The organism is Blastocatellia bacterium, assembly GCA_035275065.1.
In the GTDB taxonomy this organism is placed as follows: domain Bacteria; phylum Acidobacteriota; class Blastocatellia; order UBA7656; family UBA7656; genus DATENM01.
Map to the genome: position 1 here is coordinate 223062 of DATENM010000046.1, position 22156 is coordinate 245217.

Annotated in this window: 20 protein-coding genes; 10 read left to right on the top strand and 10 right to left on the bottom strand. The window is 56.3% G+C overall.

What is annotated here, in order from left to right:
- Nucleotides 1-292: 292 nt before the first annotated feature.
- The 8 genes from VJ464_10925 (at nucleotide 293) to VJ464_10960 (ending at nucleotide 10047) form a co-directional block, all read left to right on the top strand.
- On the top strand, nucleotides 293-682 hold the full coding sequence (locus tag VJ464_10925) for a hypothetical protein (GenBank protein ID HKQ05636.1): 390 nt from the start codon (nucleotides 293-295) through the stop codon (nucleotides 680-682).
- 403 nt (nucleotides 683-1085) lie between these two features.
- The gene (locus VJ464_10930) at nucleotides 1086-1517 is read left to right on the top strand and encodes a FixH family protein (protein HKQ05637.1); all 432 of its coding nucleotides are present in this window, start codon (nucleotides 1086-1088) and stop codon (nucleotides 1515-1517) included.
- A 38-nt stretch (nucleotides 1518-1555) separates the two neighbouring features.
- A complete protein-coding gene (locus VJ464_10935; GenBank protein ID HKQ05638.1) occupies nucleotides 1556-2023 on the top strand; it encodes a hypothetical protein in 468 nt (155 codons plus the stop codon).
- A gap of 3 nt (nucleotides 2024-2026) precedes the next feature.
- Complete coding sequence (locus VJ464_10940; GenBank protein ID HKQ05639.1) at nucleotides 2027-5293, top strand: efflux RND transporter permease subunit; 3267 nt, start codon at nucleotides 2027-2029, stop codon at nucleotides 5291-5293.
- 163 nt (nucleotides 5294-5456) lie between these two features.
- The gene (locus tag VJ464_10945) at nucleotides 5457-6788 is read left to right on the top strand and encodes a TolC family protein (protein ID HKQ05640.1); all 1332 of its coding nucleotides are present in this window, start codon (nucleotides 5457-5459) and stop codon (nucleotides 6786-6788) included.
- 29 nt (nucleotides 6789-6817) lie between these two features.
- Nucleotides 6818-8563 carry an efflux RND transporter periplasmic adaptor subunit gene (locus VJ464_10950; GenBank protein HKQ05641.1) on the top strand — a complete coding sequence of 582 codons (1746 nt, stop codon included), beginning with the start codon at nucleotides 6818-6820 and terminating at the stop codon, nucleotides 8561-8563.
- Between the two features lie 70 nt (nucleotides 8564-8633).
- Entirely contained in the window at nucleotides 8634-9548 is a 915-nt protein-coding gene (locus VJ464_10955) for a VWA domain-containing protein (protein HKQ05642.1), read from the top strand.
- Between the two features lie 139 nt (nucleotides 9549-9687).
- Nucleotides 9688-10047, top strand: coding sequence for a hypothetical protein (locus VJ464_10960; protein ID HKQ05643.1), 360 nt, complete (start codon nucleotides 9688-9690; stop codon nucleotides 10045-10047).
- A gap of 206 nt (nucleotides 10048-10253) precedes the next feature.
- On the opposite strand, the gene VJ464_10965 is transcribed toward VJ464_10960, so the two are convergent.
- The gene (locus VJ464_10965) at nucleotides 10254-10850 is read right to left on the bottom strand and encodes a TetR/AcrR family transcriptional regulator (protein HKQ05644.1); all 597 of its coding nucleotides are present in this window, start codon (nucleotides 10848-10850) and stop codon (nucleotides 10254-10256) included.
- Between the two features lie 185 nt (nucleotides 10851-11035).
- Between VJ464_10965 and VJ464_10970 the strand changes: the two genes are divergently transcribed.
- Nucleotides 11036-11221, top strand: coding sequence for a hypothetical protein (locus VJ464_10970; GenBank protein HKQ05645.1), 186 nt, complete (start codon nucleotides 11036-11038; stop codon nucleotides 11219-11221).
- The gene (locus VJ464_10975; protein HKQ05646.1) at nucleotides 11218-11745 is read left to right on the top strand and encodes a hypothetical protein; all 528 of its coding nucleotides are present in this window, start codon (nucleotides 11218-11220) and stop codon (nucleotides 11743-11745) included. Before VJ464_10970 ends, VJ464_10975 begins: the two co-directional genes overlap by 4 nt.
- Nucleotides 11746-11783: 38 nt before the next feature.
- Here the strand turns inward: VJ464_10975 and VJ464_10980 are convergent, their stop codons facing one another.
- From VJ464_10980 to VJ464_11020, 9 genes are all read right to left on the bottom strand, one after another.
- Nucleotides 11784-12014, bottom strand: a complete 231-nt coding sequence (locus tag VJ464_10980; protein HKQ05647.1) for a hypothetical protein — start codon at nucleotides 12012-12014, stop codon at nucleotides 11784-11786.
- 31 nt (nucleotides 12015-12045) lie between these two features.
- A complete protein-coding gene (locus tag VJ464_10985) occupies nucleotides 12046-12483 on the bottom strand; it encodes a DMT family transporter (GenBank protein ID HKQ05648.1) in 438 nt (145 codons plus the stop codon).
- Between the two features lie 803 nt (nucleotides 12484-13286).
- Nucleotides 13287-14084, bottom strand: a complete 798-nt coding sequence (locus VJ464_10990) for an ArdC family protein (GenBank protein ID HKQ05649.1) — start codon at nucleotides 14082-14084, stop codon at nucleotides 13287-13289.
- A gap of 100 nt (nucleotides 14085-14184) precedes the next feature.
- The gene (locus VJ464_10995) at nucleotides 14185-14484 is read right to left on the bottom strand and encodes a hypothetical protein (protein ID HKQ05650.1); all 300 of its coding nucleotides are present in this window, start codon (nucleotides 14482-14484) and stop codon (nucleotides 14185-14187) included.
- A 313-nt stretch (nucleotides 14485-14797) separates the two neighbouring features.
- Nucleotides 14798-15187 (bottom strand): hypothetical protein, encoded by a 390-nt coding sequence (locus VJ464_11000; protein HKQ05651.1) that lies wholly within the window; start codon nucleotides 15185-15187, stop codon nucleotides 14798-14800.
- A gap of 104 nt (nucleotides 15188-15291) precedes the next feature.
- A complete protein-coding gene (locus VJ464_11005) occupies nucleotides 15292-17085 on the bottom strand; it encodes a ParB/RepB/Spo0J family partition protein (protein HKQ05652.1) in 1794 nt (597 codons plus the stop codon).
- 84 nt (nucleotides 17086-17169) lie between these two features.
- Nucleotides 17170-17454, bottom strand: a complete 285-nt coding sequence (locus VJ464_11010) for a hypothetical protein (GenBank protein ID HKQ05653.1) — start codon at nucleotides 17452-17454, stop codon at nucleotides 17170-17172.
- 484 nt (nucleotides 17455-17938) lie between these two features.
- Nucleotides 17939-20362, bottom strand: coding sequence for a hypothetical protein (locus VJ464_11015; protein ID HKQ05654.1), 2424 nt, complete (start codon nucleotides 20360-20362; stop codon nucleotides 17939-17941).
- A gap of 608 nt (nucleotides 20363-20970) precedes the next feature.
- On the bottom strand, nucleotides 20971-22156 hold a 1186-nt coding region (locus tag VJ464_11020; protein HKQ05655.1), incomplete at its 5' end, for a hypothetical protein.

Below are 22156 nucleotides of genomic sequence, written 5' to 3' on the forward strand. Positions count from 1 at the left end.
ACAGCAATAAACATCCCCTGAACACACGGTCTCACTCGTTGACTGCGCGGAGTGTTGACGCTGCTCCTCTGCGGCATGAGACGTGCAGATCGTTACACAGGCCACGAAAATCCACACAAAGCAGACCGGTAGCAGCATTGCCACTGAGCGATTGAATGCGGATTGCCGTGAAAACATGCTGTTGAATATAGCCGATCCACATGGCGTAACACAAAGACAATTTTGAACTCTTTCGCCCTTGACAGCGTAGGATGGGAATGCATAACTTAGTAAGGTCTGTATCGGATTGAATATGTTGCACCGTCTTGCCGCACTCGTTATCGTTCTCGCCTTCATCGGCCCTGAACTGGCCGGTGGGCTCGTGTGCGCCGAGAGCAGCGGCTGTCACGGCATGGCCAGGATGGCCTGCTGTGCGATGGCGAAATCGCCTGCGGCTTCGCCGGCGGCGATGCTCTGCTGCCAGACGGTGTGCGGCGAGTCCACCGACGATACGCCCACGGCGCAACCGCAGGCCAGCGCGCAACAGTTAGATTTCTCACAGCCGACTGTCAGAGTCCGTGTTGAACCTTCGGACAGACTCTTCGCCGCCCAACTCGCCGTTTCGATGCGGTCGGCGGAGTCCGCACTGCTTTACCACGATCCTCCCGATCTATTCCTCCACCATTCGACCTTCCTGATTTAACTAGGCCGTAGTGTGTCTTTTTCCGGGCCGGTCAGCTCGTGGCGGGCTTGCCGTGGGCATAGCTTATGGCGACCAGACCCGACATTGAGCCCTGCCCGGGTGATTTGCAATACCTTCATGCGTGCATTCGCAAAATCACTCTGACCCCATAGTGGGCATAGGACAGACGCACGCAAACTGAAAGAGGAACTTGCAACGCTAGACCGGCTGATCCAAGGCCGAAATCCATTTGCTTGCTGAAAGGCTGGACGCGCCACACGAGTTGCAGAAGAAGGCAAAGGGTGTGGCAAGACTGATCGAGTAACTCGGATCACGCGCCCGAAGGCAACGGTGGACGGACAGCCGAAACGGTTCGGGCCGCAAAAACGGCAGAAATAAATTCATTGTTAAACGGAGAGTGAAGATGAAACTCATCACCATATTTGTAATCGTAACGACCATCCTGATTACCGCTGCATGTGGGCGCAAAGCGTCTGACGGCGGCAAAATGGCTGATGCCGGTAAAACGATCAAGTCGGCACAGGCAGGCAGCCTCACCGTAACGCTGTCGAGCTCGACGGGCGAACTCAAGAACGGCGACAACGATCTGATGTTGACCTTCGCCGACGCATCGGGCAAATCCGTCGATGTCGGCGCTGCCTCGCTGAACTTTCACATGCCAGCAATGGGGGCGATGGCTGTGATGAACGACCAGGCGGCGCTGACGACAACCAACACGCCGGGGATGTATCACGCCAAGGTCACGCTCGAAGTCGGCGGCACCTGGGAGGCACAGGTCAAATATCAAGGGCAGCAGGGCACTGGTCAAACCAGCATGACCGTGACGGCGAAGTGAGCGCGCTCGTCCAGGCGCGCTTAAAGAATAGGGCGAAGATGCGATCCATTAGAAAGCCAGGGTGGTTGCGGCAGTTCCTGGTCAGGCTATTCGCGGTCGCACTTGCCCTTAACTGGTTCTGGGAGATGTTGCAGATGCCTGGCTTCGAGCAGATGATGGGTCGCCCGTGGCGCACGACGGTGCTGACCTGCACCGTCGCGGCCCTTGGTGACGCGGCCATCACACTCGGCATCTACGCGCTTGTAGCTTTGATTACGAAGCGCTGGCGGTGGCCGTCGGAGGGGCGGTGGAAGACATACCTGGCGGCGTCACTGTCTGGCGCGGCGGTCGCCATCGTGATTGAGAAGGCGTCTCTCGCAGTGGACTTCTGGTCTTATAGCAGTCGCATGCCGGTCGTGCCGGTGTTCGGCGCGGGATTCTGGCCCCTTTTGCAACTGACGCTGCTCGTCCCGTTAGCAATGCGACTGTCTTCGGGTTGGATTTCACGCAGGCAAATAAGGGAGTAATCCATGATCAGCCGACTAATCGAATTCTCGATGCGCAACCGTTTCATCATCCTTGCCGCCTACCTGCTGCTAGCGGCCTGGGGCTACTGGGCGCTCTTGCGCACGCCGATTGATGCTATCCCCGACCTATCGGATAACCAGGTGATCGTCTTCACGGACTGGACCGGGCGCAGCCCGCAGGAAGTTGAAGACCAGGTGACCTATCCGCTCACCACCGCGCTCCAGGGACTGCCCGGTGTGCGCGTGGTGCGCGGCCAATCGGCTTTCAGTTTCTCGATGATTAACATCATCTTTGAAGACTCAGTCGATCTCTACTGGGCGCGCACACGGGTGCTCGAACGATTGAACCTGGTGACGGCGCAACTGCCGGAAGGGGTCGTGCCGACGCTCGGCCCCGATGCTTCCGGGGTGGGCCAGATTTTCTGGTACACGGTCGAAGGCGAAGGCTACAGCCTGCGCGACCTGCGCACGCTACAGGACTGGTTCATCCGCTACCAATTGAATTCTGTTCCCGGCGTCGCCGAAGTCGCCTCGGTCGGCGGCTATGTGCAGCAGTATCAGATTGACGTCGATCCGAATCGCCTGCGCGCCTACAACCTTCCGTTTTCGATGCTGGTTGATGCCGTGCGCCGCAGCAATCTGAACGTCGGCGGCAACGTCATCGAACAGAATGGCCAGTGGTCGGTGGTGCGCGGCGTCGGCCTGATCAACTCGGTCGCCGATGTTGAAAACATTGTGATCGGCGGGTCGGGCGGCACGCCTGTCTACGCGCGCAACGTCGCCAGCGTCAAGATCGGCGATGCCTTCAGAGTCGGCGCGCTCGACCGCGACGGTCACGAAGCGGTAGGTGGAGTTGTGATTGCCCGTTATGGAGTGAACACGCTGGACGTTATCGACGCGGTCAAGCAGAAGCTGCAATCGCTCGGAGCCGGACTTCCTCAGGGAGTGAGGATCGTTCCCTTTTACGACCGCACAGAGTTGATCCTGCGGGCGACTCATACGCTGAGGCGCGCATTGATCGAAGAGATCATTCTGGTGACGCTCGCTCACATCATCTTTCTCTATCACTTCCGTTCAATCCTGATTGTCACCATCCCGTTGCCGCTCGCCGTGTTGTTGTCGTTCCTGTTCATGTATTACCTCGGCATCAGTTCGAACCTGATGTCGCTGGCTGGCATCGCCATCGCCATCGGCGTGCTGGTCGACGCCGGCATCGTCGTCACCGAAAACGCCTTCCGCCACATGGAAAAAAATCATATTGACCCACGCGACCGGCACAGCGTCTGGTGGGGTGTATTTGAATCGACCAAGCTGGTCGGGCGACCCATCTTTTTTTCGATGGCCATCATCATTCTCGCGTTCGTGCCCGTCTTCGCGCTGACCGGGCGCGAGGGCAAGCTGTTTCACCCGCTCGCCTTCACCAAGACCTTCGCGATGGTCGCGGCAACCGTAATCGCGGTTACATTCGTGCCAGTGCTGTGTACCCTTCTGCTCGGCGGGCGCTTTCATTCTGAAGACGAGAATCCGGTGATGCGCGGATTACATCGCGTTTACAGGCCAACACTTAACTGGGCGCTCGGTCACCGCAAGCTGACCGTTAGTGCGGCAGCCCTGTTATTCAGCATTGCCGCGCTGCTGGCAACCTCAGGGAGCTGGCTGCCGGTTGTGCGTGCTCACACCGCGAATGTGCCGATCATCGGGCCACTGCTTGCGAGGGTACACCCCATCGGCAATGAGTTCATGCCGCCGCTCAATGAAGGCGATCTGATGTATATGCCGGTGACCGATCCTGGCATCTCGATCAATCAGGCCCTCCACGTCATGCAGCGGCAGGATGAGATCCTCAAGTCGTTCCAGGAGGTCGAATGGGTCACCGGCAAAGCGGGCCGGGCGGAGACCTCGACCGACCCGGCGCCGGTCAACATGAACGAGACCATCGTGCACCTGAAACCAGCCGAGCAGTGGCGTCCGGGGATGACCCGCGAAAAGCTGATCGCTGAGATGGATGAAAAGCTACAGATGCCCGGCGTCACCAACATCTGGACGCAGCCCATCATCAACCGCATCGAGATGCTGTCGACCGGCATCCGGACACAGGTCGGCGTCAAGCTCTTCGGCAGCGACCTCAATGAGCTAGAGCAACGTTCGCGCGAAATCGCCACCGTACTCCAAGCAATTCCCGGCGCCAAAGACGTATACCCGGAACAGATCACCGGCGCACCCTACATCGATATTCAAATCGACCGCCAGGCGGCGGCGCGCTATGGCATCGATGTCGGCGCGATTCAAGACGTGATCGATAAAGGCATCGGCGAAACCAACCTCACCGTGACCATCGAAGGGCGCAAACGCTTTCCGGTGCGCGTGCGCTACGCACCGGAGTTCCGCACCAGCCCGCAATCACTTGCCCAATTACTGGTGCCCGGATCGAACGGCATGCAGATTCCGCTCTCCCAACTGACGACCATGCGCACGGTGACGGGGCCGACCATGATCTCAAGCGAGAATGGATTGCTGCGCGGCACTGTCACACTCAACGTCCGCGACCGCGACGTCGGCAGCTTTGTAGAAGAGGCTAAACGCGCCTTGAACGAACGCGTGCATCTGCCACCTGGCTACTACGTCGAGTGGAGCGGTGAGTACGAGAACCAGCAGCGGGCGCGGGCGCGCTTGCAACTCGTGCTGCCGGTCGTCTTGCTGGTCATCTTTGTGATGCTCTACTTCACCTATCACTCCGCGGTCGAGGCGGCGCACGTGCTGATGGCCGTGCCGTTCGCTCTCACCGGCGGCGTCTACCTGCTTTACGCACTCGGCTACAACTTCTCGGTGGCGGTGTGGGTCGGCTTCATCGCGCTGTTCGGCACAGCCGTGCAGACCGGCGTGGTGATGGTGATCTATCTGAACGAAGCCGTTGAGCGCAAGAAGCTCGAAGTCGGCGATCAGCTCACGCGACAGGAACTCAAAGAGGCGGTGATGGAAGGCGCGGTGCTGAGGCTCAGGCCGAAGGTAATGACCGTATCAACCGTAGTCGCGGGACTGCTGCCGATTATGTGGAGCGCGAGCGCCGGCGCCGAAGTGATGAAGCCGCTGGCGACGCCGGTGCTCGGCGGCATGGTCTCGTCGCTGCTGCATGTGCTGATCGTGACGCCGGTGATTTTCTTCTGGCTGCGTGAGCGCGAGATGCGGCGTCACGCTGCCAGAACAAATCATCATGATGAAGTGTTGGAAGAGCCTTCTGCGCTCAGTGCCGAGACCGAGAAAGAGCGCTGAAAGCATGGGCAAAGCAATGGTCGAGAGGTTCAGTATGGTAAGCAAGATTCAAATCATTGTTCTCGCAAGCGCAGTCTGGTTGATGTCTTTACCGGCGCGCGCGCTGCCACAATCCAATGATGATCATAAACTGCGCGATAAGGCTGCGCAGGTCAGAGCAAGCGTGTCTGAAACGTCGGCAGGCGAACCGAGTGTTGCCGGTGTCATTCTGCCGGCCAACTCGGCGCAGCCAGTTGCTCCGGCGCAAACGCCCACATCTTTCTCACGCTTCATTGATCCGGCGAACGGGCTCACGGCAGATGATCTGGTGCGCTACGCCCTCAAACACAACGGTGAATTGGCGGCGGCGCGGCAGATGATCGCCGAAGTACGAGGCCGATTGCATCAGGCTGGGCTGCGGCCTAACCCGATGGTCGAGAGCAGCTACCAGCGTGGCGTGACATCGAGCGACAACAACCTCAACCTGATGGCGGAATTGCCGCTTGAACTCGGCGGGCGGCGCGAGGCGCGCGTCGCCGTCGCCGAGCGCGAACTGGAGATGCGGCAGGCTGAGGTCGCCGATTTCGAGCGCAAGCTCGCCGCTGAAGTACGAATAAAATACGCCGCCGCGATAGCTGCGGCGCGCAACCTGAAGTTCACCGAAGACCTGTTGACCCTGACGCGCGATTCATACCAGATCGTCCAGGCGCGCGTCGAGCGCGGCAAGAGCGCGCCGCTTGACCAGAACGTTGTCTATGTGGAGTTGAACCGCGTTGATGCGATGCGGATCAACTTCGAGGGCAAGACAGAAGTGGCCATGCTCGAACTCAAGAAGACGGTCGGCATACTGCCTGACGAGCCTCTGCTCTTACGAGGCGAATTTGACGTCGCCCACCAACCGCCACCACAGAGCGACGCGACCCGCAATGCCATGGCGGCGCGGCCTGATCTGACGGCGGCGCATGCGGCAGAGAATTTAGCCCTGGCGCAGATCGATCAGGCGCGCACTGAAGGCAAAGTCGATGCGAGCCTCTTCGCTAGCTATATGCGTCAAGACATGGGATTCGGCGTGCGCGGCATCAACGATCAAGGTTTGCTTGCGCCGGTGCAAGGTATCTTTCATTACGTCGGCGTCGGCGTAAAGCTGATGCTCCCGTTTAGAAACAAGAACCAGGGCAATATCGAAGCGGCGCAGGCCCTGCTTGAGGCGGCGCGCAGCCGTCGTTCATTTGCCGAGATCGTCATCCGCAACGAAGTGGCGGCGGCCTATGCCGGTTTCGAGCACGCCCGGGCGGCGCTCACAGTTTACCGCGATGGCGTGCGCAACCAGGCGCAGCGCAACCTCGACGTGATTCGGCAGACCTACGTGCTTGGCCAGAAGACCCTGCTCGATTTTATTGCCGAACAGCGCCGCTTCATCGAAGTCGAGACGAGCTTCACCGACATACTCAAAGCGTATTACGAATCACTCATCGAGATTGACCGGGCTGCCGCGTCGCCGGTCCCTTCCGCATGACTGAAATAGAAACTGGAGAATGAAAACCAATGCCTGAAGATCGACAAAGCAACCACGACATCCCTCCTCTCAAAGAAAGCGGAGCAAGCGAGACTGGCCAAGCCGCAGGCGAGCGTGATCGCGCGACCCGTCTGCTGACATGGAAGCGATGGCTCATCATCATCCTGGCCCTGCTCGGCGTCGCGGCCATTGCCATCGCGCTGTTGAGTGGTCGTGAACCGGGCAACCAAGAGGGCCGCCCAGTGCCCGCGCCGACAGGCGTGACGGTGCCCGCGCCGGCAGACGGATCGCCTGTCGGAACCGAGCCGCAGCCGGGCGACCTCACCATTACGCTTTCGCCCGACAAAGTGGAGAGTGCGCAACTGAAGACCGAGGTGGCGACCGCACAAGCCGGTACGGTTGCGCCGAACGCGGGTGGCCTGCGCACGACCGGCACCGTGCAGTCGAATGCCTACAGAGAGACGCCGGTCTTCCCCATTGCCAGCGGCATCGTGCGCCAAGTCAACGCGCAACTCGGTGACCGCGTCAGGCAGGGGCAGCCACTTGCGACCATCTTCAGCACCGAGCTTGCGGAGGCGCAGGGAGAGTACCTCAAGATGCTCGCTGAACTGGAGGAGCATCACCAGCATCATCGCCGCGCTACCGAGCTGGTCGAGATCGGTGCCATGAGCCGCGAAGAACTGGAGCAGGCAATATCGAACTATAAGCGGGCGGAGGCGAACGTGGCGACGGCGCGGCAGCGGCTGATCCTGTTAGGTCTGACTCCGCAAGAGGTCGAGACGCTCAAATCTCCTGGTCAGATCAAGTCGCTCATCTCGGTGCCCGCGCCGGTTTCGGGCACCGTCCTCAATCGCACCGTCAACACGGGAGAGGTAGTCGAGAAGAGCAAAGAACTGTTTCGCGTCGCCGACCTTTCTAAAGTCTGGGTGGTGGGCCAGGTCTATGAGAGCGACTTTGCGAAGGTGCGCGTCGGCACGCTGGCGTTCATCAGTACGCCGGCCTACGTGGGGCAAACATTCAAAGGGCGCGTCTCATACATTGACCCGCGCGTTGACCCGAACACGCGCACAGCGCAGGTGCGCGTCGAGGTCGCCAACCCCGGCGAGGCCCTGCGCCTTGGCATGTTCGTTGACGTGAGCTATGGCAGCGCGGCGCCGGTGATGGCGAGCGGGCAACCTGCCGTTGCGGTGCCGGCAGCCGCGTTGCAGATGATCGGCGCAAAACAGGTGGTATTTGTCGCCACTGCGCAGCCCGGCATCTTTATCCAGCGGGAGGTGGTAGCCGGGCCGGAGGCGAATGGTCTGGTGCCGGTCTACAGCGGCGTGAAGGCGGGTGAGCGAGTGGTCACGGAAGGCAGTTTCTTGCTGCGCGCTGAAAGCTTGAAGCTCAACCCCACCCAATCGACGTCTGCGACCACTCCCCCTATATCACGACCGGCACTCTCTCAAGGGGCAGAACCGCCACCGGCGCAACAAGCAGGTGACGAGCAGTCGGGCGCGCCCAAAACGCAGGCCGTGAAAGTGACGCTCACCAAAGATGGTTACAAGCCAGCGAGCGTCACCGTCCGCAAAGGCGTTCCCGTCCGCCTGACCTTTGTGCGCCAGGTCGAACAAACCTGCGGCACGGAGGTGGTGATCCCTGCCCTCAACGTCAAGCGTGAACTTGCCTTGAATGAGCCTGTGGTTGTGGAATTCACGCCGGACAAGCCGGGAGAGATCGGCTTCGCCTGCGGCATGAATATGCTGCACGGCAAGATCGTCGTGCGGGAGAAATGAATAAGCAATGATGCCAATCCGACGACTTATTCTTTTGTCAGTGACCCTGGCAACGCTGATGATCCCAGGCGTGCTGGTGGCCGCGTCGCAAGAGCCTGCCGCCGCCTCTGCCCGCCAGCAAGGACAGCCGGTCCGGCAGGAATCCTCGCCCGTCCGGCTTGCGACCGAACTGGTGTCGCTGAATGTCGCCGTGACCGATCACAGCGGACGGGCCATCACCGGGCTTGAGAAAGCAGATTTCAAGGTCTACGAGAACGGCGTCGAGCAGCCGCTCAACTTCTTCAGCACCGACGAGTCGCCGGTGAGTTGGGGCCTCGTCCTCGACCGCAGTCGCAGTATGGAGGGGATGATCAAGGAGGTTTACCGGGCCGCCCTCCATGCGGTTGAGCAGGGAACTGCAGACGACGATATGTTTATCGTCGCCTTCAATGATCAGGCGGACCTTCTCTGTGACTTCACTTCTGATCGCGACAAGCTGGAAAGTGCCATCCGCGGCCTGCGCGCTGTAGGGAATACCGCCCTGTACGACGCCGTGGCTCTGGCGCTCGATCACCTCCAGCGCGGCAGGCATAAAAAGAAGGTGCTCGTCGTCATCACCGATGGCGAAGACAACCGCAGCCGGCTCAATTTCCGCCAGCTCGTCGAACGGGCCAGGGAAGCAGACGTGTTGATCTACACGGTCGGCCTGTTCGGCCCGATGGTCGGTATGCAGGGGATCGCTGCGCGTGACGAATTGAAAAAGCTCGCTCAAGTGACCGGCGCTTTCGCGCATTTTCCGAGTGATCCCGAGAAATGTCGAATGACGATGATGGCGATTGCCAGTGAGGTCAGCCGCCAGTACAGCCTCGGTTACTACCCGACCGACCCGACGCGCGACGGCAAATGGCGCAAGCTCCGCATTGCGGTTGCCCAGCCAGGCGGCGAGGCCAACTACGCGACGCGGACGCGCAGTGGCTATTACGCGCCTGGTCGCAAGCTGAAATGAGATCGCCCTGGCAGTGGCTCTATAGTTCGGGCTTGCCGGCGTTCTTATCCGGCGGGCCAATCTGTTGACATCGCGTCTTGACCCGGCAGTCAAGTGGCGGGCGGAGACGCTCTAATTCCAATTTCAGGAGGGAAGAAAGATGAAACGTTTGATGAGATTCGCATTGATGTTGGTCGTAGTGGCCATGGTTTCTCTTGCTGCGGCGCGGGCTGACGACAAAGGGGGAGATAAGACCATCGTTGGCTACATCAGCGACAGCATGTGTGGCCTGAGTCATTCAAGGATGAACATGGGTGATGATAAAGAATGCACGCTCAAGTGTGTCGAAGGCGGCGCGAAGGTTGTCCTCGCCGACCGCGATCACAAGGTGGTTTATACGTTCGATGCGGCGGCGCAGGAAAAGGCCCGCGAGTTTGCGGGCCAGAAGGTGCAGGTGACCGGTCAGGTGGACGCCAAAGCCAAGACCATCCATGTGACCAAAATCGAAGCGGCAAAATAATCATCTGGCTTTCGTAGCCGCTGTATTCACACGCCCGGTGTTGCCGGCTGACGATGGCATTGCCTGATGATCTTTCAGAAGAGTCTCAGGTAGCCATCATCAGCCGACCATCGCATGACTGGGCAACGTCTTCATTAGAGCGCGGGCGCTACTGTTGAGCAGTTGCAATATGTAAGGTGAGGTGCCGAATGCCAGGTCCGAGGCGACTATTCACTGTCACGCACTTCGAACGCATCGCGGATCGCCGCGCGCTGCAAGCGGTGGAACGTCTGCGCCAGGGTTTCAGGTGTGTGGGGACGGCGCTTCTCCAGCCACCAATGCACCAGCGCGATCAGCGCCCCAGCCAGATAGTTCGCCAACACGTCGAGCGGGACGGCACTGTCGGCTCCGGCAAAGACGGCACGCAGGTTCGCTTCGATCTCCCGCGCGCTTGAGTCACGAATTCGCCGCAGGATCAGCGGCCCATCCTTGCCTTGAAAAATGGGATTCAACCGCGCCCACGCATCTTTGAGATGCTGGTATGCCGCCACCATCCCTGGCGGTGCTTCGGATGACAGCAGTTCTTCTCTGGAGAGGGGGTGGAGCGATCCAAAATGGAACTCGTTGACGATGGCTTCGTGGCAGCTCATGAATAAGTCGTCTTTGCTGCCGTAGTGCAGGTAGAAGGTGGTACGCCCGACGTTGGCGCGATCCACAATGCTCTGAATCGTGATCGCGTCATATTCACGTTCGCCGATCAGTTCGATCAGCGCCTTTTGCAGCAGTTCGCGTGTGCGCTGTACCCGCCGGTCAGTATTTGTCATGATGCACCCTGCTCAGATGCGCAATCGCACGCTCCGCGTGTGGGCAGGGCGTTGATGGAGGGTTCTGAACAATTTGCTCTCCCTGTTCATAAACGAACAGACCCCGCGTTTTGATTATTGATGTCCATCCGCAAAAGACCGTAGCCTGTTTACGGAACGCTTCGAATCATACTGGGAGAACAACCATGTCGCAAACTCACACAGGTCCCGACCGCGGGTCGGACGTCGGCATGCCGCGTTGGGTGAAGGTGTTTGGGATCATCGCCATCGTCGTGGTTCTGCTGTTTATTATTTTGCACCTCACCGGCAATAGCCTCGGCGGCCATGGCAGCCACACACCGCCCATCGAACACGGCGGACAACAGCCATGACCCTGACACCAGGCCTCCGCAAGTTCGCGCTCACCGTGCATGTCACCGCTTCGGTCGGCTGGCTCGGCGCGGTCGCTGGATTCCTCGCCCTTGCCGTCGCCGGCCTAACCAGCCGGGAGGCTCAAACGGTGCGGGCTGCCTATCTCGCGATGGAGTTGATCACCTGGTTTGTCATCGTCCCGTTGAGCCTTGCCTCGCTGCTCACCGGGCTTATCCAGTCACTGGGCACCTTGTGGGGATTGTTCCGGCATTATTGGGTATTGGCGAAATTCTTAATCACCATCCTCGCCACAATCATCTTGCTGGTACACACGCAGCCTATCGGCATCCTGGCAGGCATGGCGAGAGAAACGACGGTGTCGAATGCCAATGTCGGCAGGCTCCAGATTCAACTCGTGGCCGACGCTGGCCTCGCCCTGCTGGCGTTGCTCGTGGCCACAACGTTGTCGGTGTACAAGCCGCGGGGCCTGACCTCATACGGGCAGCGTAAGCAACATGAGCAACGTACGGCCCTCGTGCCGTAAAGGAGTGGCGCGGTCATGCACGCGGGACACTCCAGAGGTTAGTTGTGGCCAAGCGCCAGTAGTAGGAGTGCACGCCAAGCCCCGCACTGGCTGCCGCCGGCGCTCGCGGCCATACCGATAAAGATATAGCCATAGGCATAGAACTCGACGCCAGTGATATTGGTGTCGCCAGGAACGGCATCGGCAGTGATGTCGACGTTCGCCAGCCGGTTGAATTCCGCTCTGTTGATGGGGTGATGAGGTCGGCGATCCGATATGGCAGAATTCACCCCAAAAGAATCTGGCGTGTTTAGCTCGCTATTAAGAGTTTGAAGGCTGTTCCCAAGAGAGCATTGCCACCCCTATGATCGTCAAAAGGATGCCGGCTATTTTCATCCAGCCCAGGCTCTCGTGTAGGAATATCCACGAAAGTAACACAACAAGGACAACATAGCTGGTTGATATGGCTGCCGCAGCTCCGACGGGAAGCTTAGATAGGGCGAGCACGTATGAGATAGATCCCAACGCCATCAACAGTCCGACCGGAGCACCTAATGGCAATGACTTTACCGGCACATTCAAATTCCCTTGTTTGATCCATAACGCCGGCACTGCCGTCACCAACATACCAATAGCCATCAGGAAGTTGACCTGATAGGGATTCAATTCCTTCATACTAAACTTCTGTAGGAAAGAAGCGACCCCAACCATGATGATGTATCCGAGCAGGTAAGCGAAACCTGACAGTGACATTCGCATCCAGTTTACCTCCTATCTTCAAACGATTATCTTTAGCGCCCCGTGTCCACTGCCAGGGCAAAGTTGAACTTGTGTGATTTAATTGTTTGTGAACTCTGCGACAACTAATGCATTGAGTAAATGCTCCAGGCTAATTCTAAAGTCTAGGGTAGTCATCTCAGAGAGATATACGACATGCTTGGCCGAAGTGTTAAAAGCACGCGCCGGATATCTTCTGAATATCCTGAATTGATCCTACGAACGGCAACACACCTTCACTCGGCGACAATACACCAATTCCCACGCTCACATTAAGCATAGACTAATCTCGATGTTGAGCTGATCCAAACGCCCATCATACAGCGACCCCGACGCTCATCCTAAGCCGCGCTTGGTAACTGGTCAGATGGTGGAGAGGAGGGCAAGAAGCATATATCTCGTGAACGCCCCTCATATATCTCATATATGAAACAGCCCTGGCGTGACCTATCAAGCACTTCTAAACTATTGAAAACATAAGACATATATAAATAAGCGGCTTGTATATGTCACGACTTGTGAAACGTTTCGGAGATTTATTCCCTAAGTCCTTCCATTTCAACAACATTTATGAAGACAGCGATTTCTATATGAACGCTATCCTGTCCGCTCAATCCTATATGTACTCTATCCTCGTTTTGTATCACAGGTGAAACGACATCCGATAAGGCATAAAAAATGATTCAAATACCCTGCGACCGCCACAAACGATTTCGCAAATTGACAGGGCTGACCCGAGCGTCGGTTAGATACTCCGGCCAGCCCCGAGTGACTTGCGATGCTGATTAAGAAATCACGATGGCGTCAGTGACCTGTCCGGCTCTGAGAATTTGGTCGGCTGCGTGGAAGATTTTTTGCGCCGACCGCTCCGGGATCACGTCGCCAGAGAGCCATCCTTGAATGTAGCCGCGACTGTATTCGGTGCCGGGTAGTCCGAGCGATTCGCAGCAGATCAGCGCCACCGACTCGGCCTCAACCTCGCGCAAGTTCTTCGGCGTGCGCTCGGTGTCGCTCACTTCACCTTCCGAAGTGTGCCCGAGGAGTACGTGCGCCGCCTCATGGAAGGTGGTCTTATGCGGCATTGGGTTGATCGGGCTGACGGTGATCTCCCGCTTTCGGGCATAGCCCATACAGTTGCCGTCCAAGTGCTCGAAAGGCACCTCGCTGATGGCGAGCGTGGTGAGCGCCTTCGACCTGTCCCATTCGGGGGTGGTCAGTATCTCGATTGGCTCACCTTCCGTCTGGGCGAGGACGAACCAGTTGGCTCGGTAGGTGAACCGGACAAAAACCGTATCGTCCTCGTTCTGGTCTTCGGCTTTGCGCTTGCCCGTTAGCGGCATACAGAGCACGATGGCCTTCTCGCCGCGTTTGACCTGACGCCCTTTCGCCTGCCAGCCTGGATAGGTCGAGATCGGCCCCGGCTCGATTCCTCGCATCTGGCATTGCAACAAAGCCAGCATCTGATTTCCAATCGAATACCCATGAAACGAGCGGTACGCCTTCGAGATGACTCCCGGCTTGGTCACCGCTTCGGTCAACAGTTCAGTCCATTTGGTCGAGTCGTTGTTGGATTCATGTCGCATTGCATTCACTCCTTAATGATGGCGGGTTAGTGATCGGGCTTCCCGAGTGTTGTGACATCGCAGGAAGCCCTGGCTCTGGCACGTCTCCGGTCGGCCACCGTCAGTAGCCGAAAGGAATCCACCGGAGCGGGTCGGGCGGGCCTCCCCTGTACTTGAGGTTGAAGATCCACAGGCCCATCGAGGCGGTTTTTCGCCCTCCTTTGCGGCCCCAGGCCCGGAAGTCACCCTTCGAGCTGTGAAACTCGACGTGACATTTCTGATGGACTTCGACGGTCTCGGTCCCGCCTTCGGACCTGTAAATGGGATGGTGAGCGTTCACCCGCTCGCCCGGCTGGATCGGTTGAAAGCAGAGCCCGCAAGTGCGCTTGTCGCCGTTAGAGGAATGGTGTATCGTTGCCATTGGTACAAAAACCTTTCTCCCGTGTTCGCGCACGGGTGAAATTCGAGGGCCGGGCGTCGCAAGCGTCTGGCCTTCTACGTTTATGGGTTGAACTTCTTTGCTTTTGCTTGAGGTCGTCTTTGAGGAACCGGAGCGGCTCCGCACCGGCTTATGCCGGACGGCCATGCGCCACATGGATCACGACAGGGTTCCCGCGAAGTCACCGCAGGCCGGAGCGGAGCGGAGGAATCGCCTGCGGCGATTTGACTCGCGGGATGTCGTGGTAAAATTGGGAGGCGCAGGCAGGCATTACCCCTCACGCACCGGAGGCAAGCTATCTGGAAGCCGCGTTAGCTTCCTTATTGCCGACGACTGGCGCGATCACCCTCATTTGATAACTTTCGTATTGCGGCAACTCGCCCAAACTGATTAATCCGGCGAGTCCGCACAGCAGAACGGAAGGTTCAGGGTCGCCGCCTGTGTCCGTCTGGCTTCCGACCAAGGCGCTGCTTTCCTGGTGGATGAAGCTATTCAGTATGCCGTCTACGCCCCCAGGCCCCGGCTGATGCACGCTTGCGTACCAGCCCGTTTGATCTGGCTTACCCAAGTGACGCCACACCTGCCACAGCACGTTGTGGTGATCGGCATGGGCATAGAATTCATATCTGCCATTAGTTCCGTGATTGAAAATGATGCCGCTCACTGTGATCTCTTCGTTATCCATCGCAGAACTTCCTTTCTCGTCGCTCGACGGTGCAGGTAGCGGCGGGTTGGGGAAAATCCCGCCGCCACCCACATTGATTTTCGGTAGCCGTTGATGACCACCGCTTAACCCCTCGCAGTGTTCGCCCCTGTCTTCCGCTTGTCAGATTTAGCTGTCGTGCTGGATTTGGCAGATGCCTTCCTGGCTGCTTCGGCTTTTACATTTTGCGGTTGCTCATAGACGACTGGCTTCTTTGCCGTCTCACCATTCGTCACGGCATCAAGGTAAGTCTCGTGGGCAGCCTTGTACTTCTTTGCGCACAACTCAACGCGCACCTTGGCGTCAATTAGCGCGTGGTTGACACCGCGATCCTTGCTCAACTGTACGACCGGCTTTTGATCGACTTGGTTGTGCTTATACTGGTTGGCACCGTAGTGGGCAAATGAGCAGAGCATCATGAACTGTGCAAGCTGGCTGTCATTGAGCTTGCCAAGCTCGCGCAGCACTATGCCTTGGTCATACCGGAGTTTGCTCGCCAAATCCTCACTCCAACCGAACACTTCGCAGATCGTGCGCTGGTCGTCGGAAGGGATTCGGTGGAAAAATTCTTTAGCGACCTCGTTCAAGTGCGCCCGATCCAGTGGCCACCCGTAGGTTTGCAGCGCCTCTTTCATCACCCGCTTGCGGACGATCTCGTCAACCTTGATGTCGAAGATTTCCTGCTTCCGCTTGTTCCGTTTTTCTGGCGAGTCGCCGTTGCGCGAGCTGTTGATCGTGCTGGCTGCTAAAGACGAGTGAGACGAGCCGACTCTGCCCATGTGGTCTTTGCAGGTTCTCTCCCGGCATATCCAGGTGACCCGGCCCACCTCATCGCCTTCTGCATACACGGCCTGTTCCGCGTACCCGCATCGGTCGACTTTCTTGTCGATCTGGTGGTAGTCGGATTTTCCGATGGAATCCTTGGTGCGGTTCGGGCTGTAGTACGGCGAAATGTAGGCGGCGGGCTTGCCACTTTTTGTCTCGACCTCGGCCATCCTGACCTGCACCAGTGTTTGAATCTTGGCTTGGAAGCACAGCGGGTTCAGACAGGTGTCCGTATTCTTGATATCGTGGAAAAGGGTCTGGTTAAACCCTGTGCGCTGCGGGCACTCGACGCAGGTGAGACCGTCTTCGCGCAATCTCGCGTCATCCAGCTTGAAAGGGGCTTTCGTCAGATTGAGATGTATGTTCTGCTCGATCCAAGCCTGTAAGAATTTGACGTGGCGGGCAGGCTTCTCCTTGTCAGGCTGATGGATGTAGGTTTGCTCTTTCGCATTCCAGACGCTCTTTCTCTCATAACAGGCTGCCAGGGCGACCGTCTGAATCTCAGGCGACAGGCGGCAGATTTCCAAGGCGTGAGCGAGAGTGATTAAATCGTTGCGGAGGTCCTGGCGCGCTTCTTCGATGAGGTTAGTCAACGACAGCCTGCGCGCCACGTAGCGAGCATCTTTCGCCAGACGTTGCGCGATGTCCGTGATTTCCAGTTTAGAACCATTCTTCAAACGCAAGAAGCCATCGGCTTCGTCAAGCGGGTGAACATCTTCGCGCTGCAAGTTCTCGATGAGTTGGGCGTCGAGCGCCTCCTCATCGCTCAGGTTCTTGACGCTCGCGGGAATCTCTTTAAGTCCCGCCTGATTGGCCGCTCTGAAGCGCCGCTCGCCCGCAACGATCTGAAAGCGCGCGCCGACCGGACGCACGAGAATGGGCTGGATGATGCCTTTCTCCTTAACGCTCTGAGTCAGTTCGGCAAGGCTTTCCTTTTTGAAGGTGGTTCGCGTGTTCTTCAGCGGCGGGTCAATCAGGGTGAGGGCGATCATTCGGAAGTCGCCTGCGCTGAGGCTGCCGCTGCCGGTTGATTTTGCAGTAGCTTGTTTATGCATCGCTTTTCTCCAGGTGGTAAAAGATTGCGGTGTTGGGTGCGTGGAGAATCGAATCACTCACGCAACCCGTAATATTGCTCGCGTCTAATTCTCAGAAGACGACACCTTCACGGCGGCGCGTTGGCTGGTTCCTGCTTCACTGGCATCCGTCAGGGCGCGGCTCGCCGCTTCAAGGTTGCGGTTGGCGGCGTAGCAGTTCCGCGCGATCAGGTCGAGGTCTGAAAAGCTCACGTCGCCAAGACGGTCGAAGCTCTCCGCGATTCGCGCGGCGATGCGCGTCTGTTCGCGCGCGGATTCGATCAAATCTAAGGCAGGCTGCTGTGTGGTTGTGGCGGGCGTGGGTGTGGTGGTAGATTGCTGTTCGAGCATCTGACTTCCTTCCTTTCGACGGTTGGGGTGGATGTGGGGCCTGGGAGCGTTGGCGCGCTTTCCAGGCCGTTTATTTAGTGCGACGTTTCGTCATACCTCTCACTCAGCCGTTAGTTTGGCTCACTTTGACCCAATGCTCACTTCTTATGCTTGCTATAATATATTCTATAGAGTGTATATTTGTCAAGCATAATTAATACTCGTAATAGCGTCATAGGATGTTGATAGTTAGCCTAGGAAGTGGCTATCCGGCAGGCTCGAAACCTAACACTTAGTTTTTACAAAGCAAAAGACTCTCGCATCATATCATTATTAAAGTAGTCCCCATATTCTTGTAGCAAATTTCACTTGAGTTAAAAGGTGTATAGGGTCATTGTCACAGTGCGACAACCATTCAAGGGCACAATAACTGTGTACCTGGAATAATCTTTGGACTGATAAGAAGGGACGAGTTGCAGCGTTGCAGGACATCTTAATTCTTACATTATTGGATTGGATTTGACGGGGCACGACTCTGTACTACAAATGATAGATTTGGACTCTTGCCAATATGAATACCATCGCTTGCCATGACTCTCCAGAAGTAGCGCCCTGGCTTAAGCACATCGGTCGGAATTTGATAAGTCTGTTCGGTGAGTTGCATGGCGACAGGCCACCAATGCTCGCCATCGGAACTCACCTGTATGAAGTACGCTAACTGATCATGATCGGTGTCACTACCTTGCCATCGAACTTCAAGCGGTTTTCCCTGGAGGATGGTTACTTTCTGAGTGGGTGCGATAATCCTTACAGCCGGGATATTTGCGCTCACTTGCCGCTCTATCAATAGCTTGTTGTTATACCGATTCCAGATCTGAATCCGACGAGTCGTCTTAGGATATGGGACGTATAACCCAAAGAAGGTAACTGGAATCTTGAGTTTCCCCTCGCGCCCTTCCCAGTTCAAAGGTAATCCTACCTCTTGTAGTAAAGCACCATGCCCGTTCAAGAAGCGAAAAGCGTATACTTGGGGTTGTCTGTCTATGACATCCGGAGTTCCTTCTGTGACATGATGCCAAGGGCCTAAATACACCTTGTCATCATATGAGATCATTCCCGAAAGATAGATCACTTCGGGGTCCGGATTGACTCTCAATCTCTCAAAGAGTTGATTATAGTCTCCGCGATCGATCCAACTCTTTCTCACAGACCAATTGTTTTGAGCGTTAGAGCGTGGTAATCCCATAAAGCAATGAGAATCGCACTGTGGCTGGTTGATTATGCTGGCCAAAGAGAATGGCTCTCCGCCTTGTGCCACCCAAAAACCGCTTGCAGGATTGCCCTTTTTCCTTATTTCATCTTTGCTATTGTACTCGTCTAGCCCTCCAATGGCTCCGCACAGCGCGCTACCAGGGCCGGAGAAGAAACTGCAGGCCCAATAGTCCTTCAGAGCTGGATCAACGCTGAGACCGAAGGTATGTCCCAACTCGTGAGCGGGAAGCCCCATCACAGGACCGAGCCCGCCACCCAAATCAAACGTCGGCACAACAATAACCGCTCTTGGGAAGGTATCCCCTAAAGAGAGTCCGCCCACGTTGGGCCATTCTGAAAACCGTTTGAACCAATCCCAGCGGGGTAAGACTCCTATAACTTGTTCCCCACTGAGAGCCCAGTAATTCCCTAGTTCGTAGACGAAGATGTATGGGATTAATGCATCAATCGGAATCGGAATCGGAGTGATGGCTGAAATGATAGTGAAAAACCAGTCGAGTGCTGATGTGTGTGGAAGAGTTATCGGAATCGGAGATGTGCTTGAAAACATAGAGGAAATCGGATATGTGGCTTTGATGAACGCATTGCCGAGATTCATAATCTCTTGAAACTCAGAATCGGGGGCGTAGTTTAAGCCATCAAAAGTCGTATTAACCTTGGTCCAGGTCAAATCCAAAGACCGCATGCGCACGACCTTCCATCTTAACTTAGTTGGCGGCGTCGAATCATTTCCCCTCCGACAATCACCCGGCGGATAGGTGCTGCTGACCGTGTTGGCTAAATCTATCCGAGCTGAAACTGTAACGACATTTGGCTGCGCATTGGTAAAACGCAACGGGTTATTCGTGTAATAATAATTTGTTTGTACCTGATTCGCACCAAGATTTAGTTCAATCAAATCCCTTCGTGCGTCTCCGGGACCACCAACCGTGAGCTGAAGTGTGGTCCTCATAGGGATTGAAAAAGTGTTCGCTACGGTAACGGCAACAACAGTAGGTTTATAAGCTACCAGCAGAGGCGTTTTGGGAATGACCTGAATGAGATCAACGCTCATCAGGGCCAGATCATCGGAAGATATCGGTTTCCCGTCTTCCATGCCCACAATGAAGGTGATCTTAGCGGCATCGTCTGATTGGTCGCCCGCCACCTCAATAATCTCTTGATTGCTCTTTGTGGGGAAGTCCCCTCCGACCCAAAGGGCACAAGGGTCGAAGTCGAAATCAAGGATAGCCTTGTTCGGCACAGGACTCACATCTATAACATCATCGTCGCTACCTGTATCGCTATCCAAGATACGTATTGAAATAGGCACTGATTTGACGCCTGCAGGAATTTGCCAATTGAATTTACCATCAATGTCGTCCCACACCGGTGAATTCGTATCCGGCTTCTTAGGAAGTCTGAATTCGATACCGCCGATTTTCACATGACCGTAAATGTCAGCACGTCCCGGATCAGAGAACGGAATGCTTGGGTCCAGATTGGAGGTGGGTCTAACTGAGAATATTCTAAGGTACATAAGGCGAGTCGGAGGCATATTATTTGTCGCCCCTGTCGAAGGAGGACAAGGAGCAATGTTTGGATCATCCGCTATTACAGGAAGCGAAGCCCAAAACAAAGTTCCGAGTAAGACCGCCGCTAAGATTCTACTTTTCATGAGGCTCCTCTGGATTGACCATGCACAGTCACTTATGAGAGCGCCTTAGCAAAAGAGGAGTAAGAGCCGCGCACACGATATCTCTGAAAAGCAGGGCTGTCAAGAGCTTGACTTCCTGGTATCAACAGAGCTTTGTCTTCCTGAAAGTCGCCAAAAAGCTGAGGGCAAGGCTGCACAGGAAAAGACCTCCTCTAAGTAGAAGTGCTCGACTTCACTACCTCTGTAGGTCGGGCAATGATTTGACTGCTTTCTGCATTCGCAGAGTTCGAGCGCGACTTGGTTAGGGAAAGGTAAAGGATCGCTTCGTGCAAGCTCGTGCAGAAGGCATGAGCGATGGTCGGCCACAGAGTCTCCTGACAAAGGCCGCAGAGGTTAAGCGGCTTTATAAGAATGGTATAACAGATTAGAAGACGCGCGGTAACTAATGATCCGTCGAGGAGCGGTCATTAATCTGGTGATATAAGCAGCAACAGATAAGGCTTATAGTCCGCGAATTGCTGTTGCACTATGACAATGACTCGACTCACAAAACAACTGACGGGTGTAATTCTAGGACCACTCGTTAAAGAGTGTAACAACAACTTGATATCATCTAATACTGGATTTCATCAGGCCGCTTGTGAAGCCGCCCCCTGTACCTCGTTAGGCGGCGACTCGCTTTCGGTGAAATCGAATGCCAACTGTGCTTGGAATTTATAACCTGTCTGCCTTCTTGATGCTTGGCTCGCTGGCTCGCCTGTCAGTAGCGGCTCTGAGAATAGTGAGTGCTGCCCGCTCACTTTCCGGGTGTCTCGCTCCAGGTATGTTTCCGGTTTGTGTAAGAAAGTAGTCTGAACATTGGAAACTTCTGTGCCCGCGCCATTCGTTTCTCTTGTTTCACTTCCTTGTTCCCGTACTTCGTCAATCTCGCCTGCCGGGATAATCCATTGTTCGAGGTCAACTACACTTGCCGGAGCTGCTTCCGGTAGGCTTTGAATTTCGGCGCATTCTTGGGTTTCTTCTGCCGCTTCTGCCGCCACAATCACCGGATAGACTTGGAGCAACGCGGCTAGAATCTCTATCCCTTTGCTTTCATCGGCGGGAATGAAAAAGCGTTGCTTCCAATTGATCTGCTCGTTTATCAAGCCAAGCTCTCTGAGGCTTGCAAATTTGTATGGGTCTGTGACGTGAAGCTCAATGGCTGTCTCTCCGTGTATGTTTCCCTGTTTTAGCTTGAGATTCGATGCAAGGGTGATTTCTTCCCCTTCGTGCAATACGGCGTTATAAATCTGTGCGGGGTCTTGCAATCGCCTTGTGATACCTAAAGAGCGCAACACCGTCCACACTCGATCTGTAGGGATGTGAATGCCGACTATGCGCTGGCCTTCGTCGGTGCTGACTCTAACGACTCTCAAGCGTGCTTCACGATCTGTCTTTAGACGCTGCCACAGTGGGATGATCGCGCCGCCCAGTATGTGCGTCTCTACGGTTTCAATTGGCGGGATGGCCGCATACTTACGCGTCCACCAATCGCGCGCTCGTTCCGGCGTGACTGGCTGATACTTGGTGGTTAGCTCTGACTCGTTAATGTAGTTGGTGCGCGCCGCTTCCGGCCTCCATACGGCATAGGTGCGGAAGCTCTCACCTGTGGCCGGGTCTGTGTGCCTGCCCGATTCGATGGCGAGTATAAAATTGCCTTTCTTCCTGTGTTGCAAGAATGCCCCGAATCTGCGCGCCCGCACGCGGTCTGCTTCCTCGAAGCTCACGGCTTGGCTCGGCCTATCAACTTCTAAAGTGTAATGCGTGGTCTGCGCT

What these genes read in the sequence shown, in the direction of transcription:
- VJ464_10950 (HKQ05641.1), top strand. Translation starts at nt 6,818, where the DNA reads ATGCCTGAAGATCGACAAAGCAACCACGACATCCCTCCTCTCAAAGAA.
- VJ464_11015 (HKQ05654.1), bottom strand. Translation starts at nt 20,362, where the DNA reads ATGAAAAGTAGAATCTTAGCGGCGGTCTTACTCGGAACTTTGTTTTGG.
- VJ464_10940 (HKQ05639.1), top strand. Translation starts at nt 2,027, where the DNA reads ATGATCAGCCGACTAATCGAATTCTCGATGCGCAACCGTTTCATCATC.
- VJ464_10960 (HKQ05643.1), top strand. Translation starts at nt 9,688, where the DNA reads ATGAAACGTTTGATGAGATTCGCATTGATGTTGGTCGTAGTGGCCATG.
- VJ464_11000 (HKQ05651.1), bottom strand. Translation starts at nt 15,187, where the DNA reads ATGGATAACGAAGAGATCACAGTGAGCGGCATCATTTTCAATCACGGA.
- VJ464_10935 (HKQ05638.1), top strand. Translation starts at nt 1,556, where the DNA reads ATGCGATCCATTAGAAAGCCAGGGTGGTTGCGGCAGTTCCTGGTCAGG.
- VJ464_11005 (HKQ05652.1), bottom strand. Translation starts at nt 17,085, where the DNA reads ATGCATAAACAAGCTACTGCAAAATCAACCGGCAGCGGCAGCCTCAGC.
- VJ464_10995 (HKQ05650.1), bottom strand. Translation starts at nt 14,484, where the DNA reads ATGGCAACGATACACCATTCCTCTAACGGCGACAAGCGCACTTGCGGG.
- VJ464_10925 (HKQ05636.1), top strand. Translation starts at nt 293, where the DNA reads ATGTTGCACCGTCTTGCCGCACTCGTTATCGTTCTCGCCTTCATCGGC.
- VJ464_10990 (HKQ05649.1), bottom strand. Translation starts at nt 14,084, where the DNA reads ATGCGACATGAATCCAACAACGACTCGACCAAATGGACTGAACTGTTG.
- VJ464_10970 (HKQ05645.1), top strand. Translation starts at nt 11,036, where the DNA reads ATGTCGCAAACTCACACAGGTCCCGACCGCGGGTCGGACGTCGGCATG.
- VJ464_10930 (HKQ05637.1), top strand. Translation starts at nt 1,086, where the DNA reads ATGAAACTCATCACCATATTTGTAATCGTAACGACCATCCTGATTACC.
- VJ464_10975 (HKQ05646.1), top strand. Translation starts at nt 11,218, where the DNA reads ATGACCCTGACACCAGGCCTCCGCAAGTTCGCGCTCACCGTGCATGTC.
- VJ464_10985 (HKQ05648.1), bottom strand. Translation starts at nt 12,483, where the DNA reads ATGCGAATGTCACTGTCAGGTTTCGCTTACCTGCTCGGATACATCATC.
- VJ464_11010 (HKQ05653.1), bottom strand. Translation starts at nt 17,454, where the DNA reads ATGCTCGAACAGCAATCTACCACCACACCCACGCCCGCCACAACCACA.
- VJ464_10965 (HKQ05644.1), bottom strand. Translation starts at nt 10,850, where the DNA reads ATGACAAATACTGACCGGCGGGTACAGCGCACACGCGAACTGCTGCAA.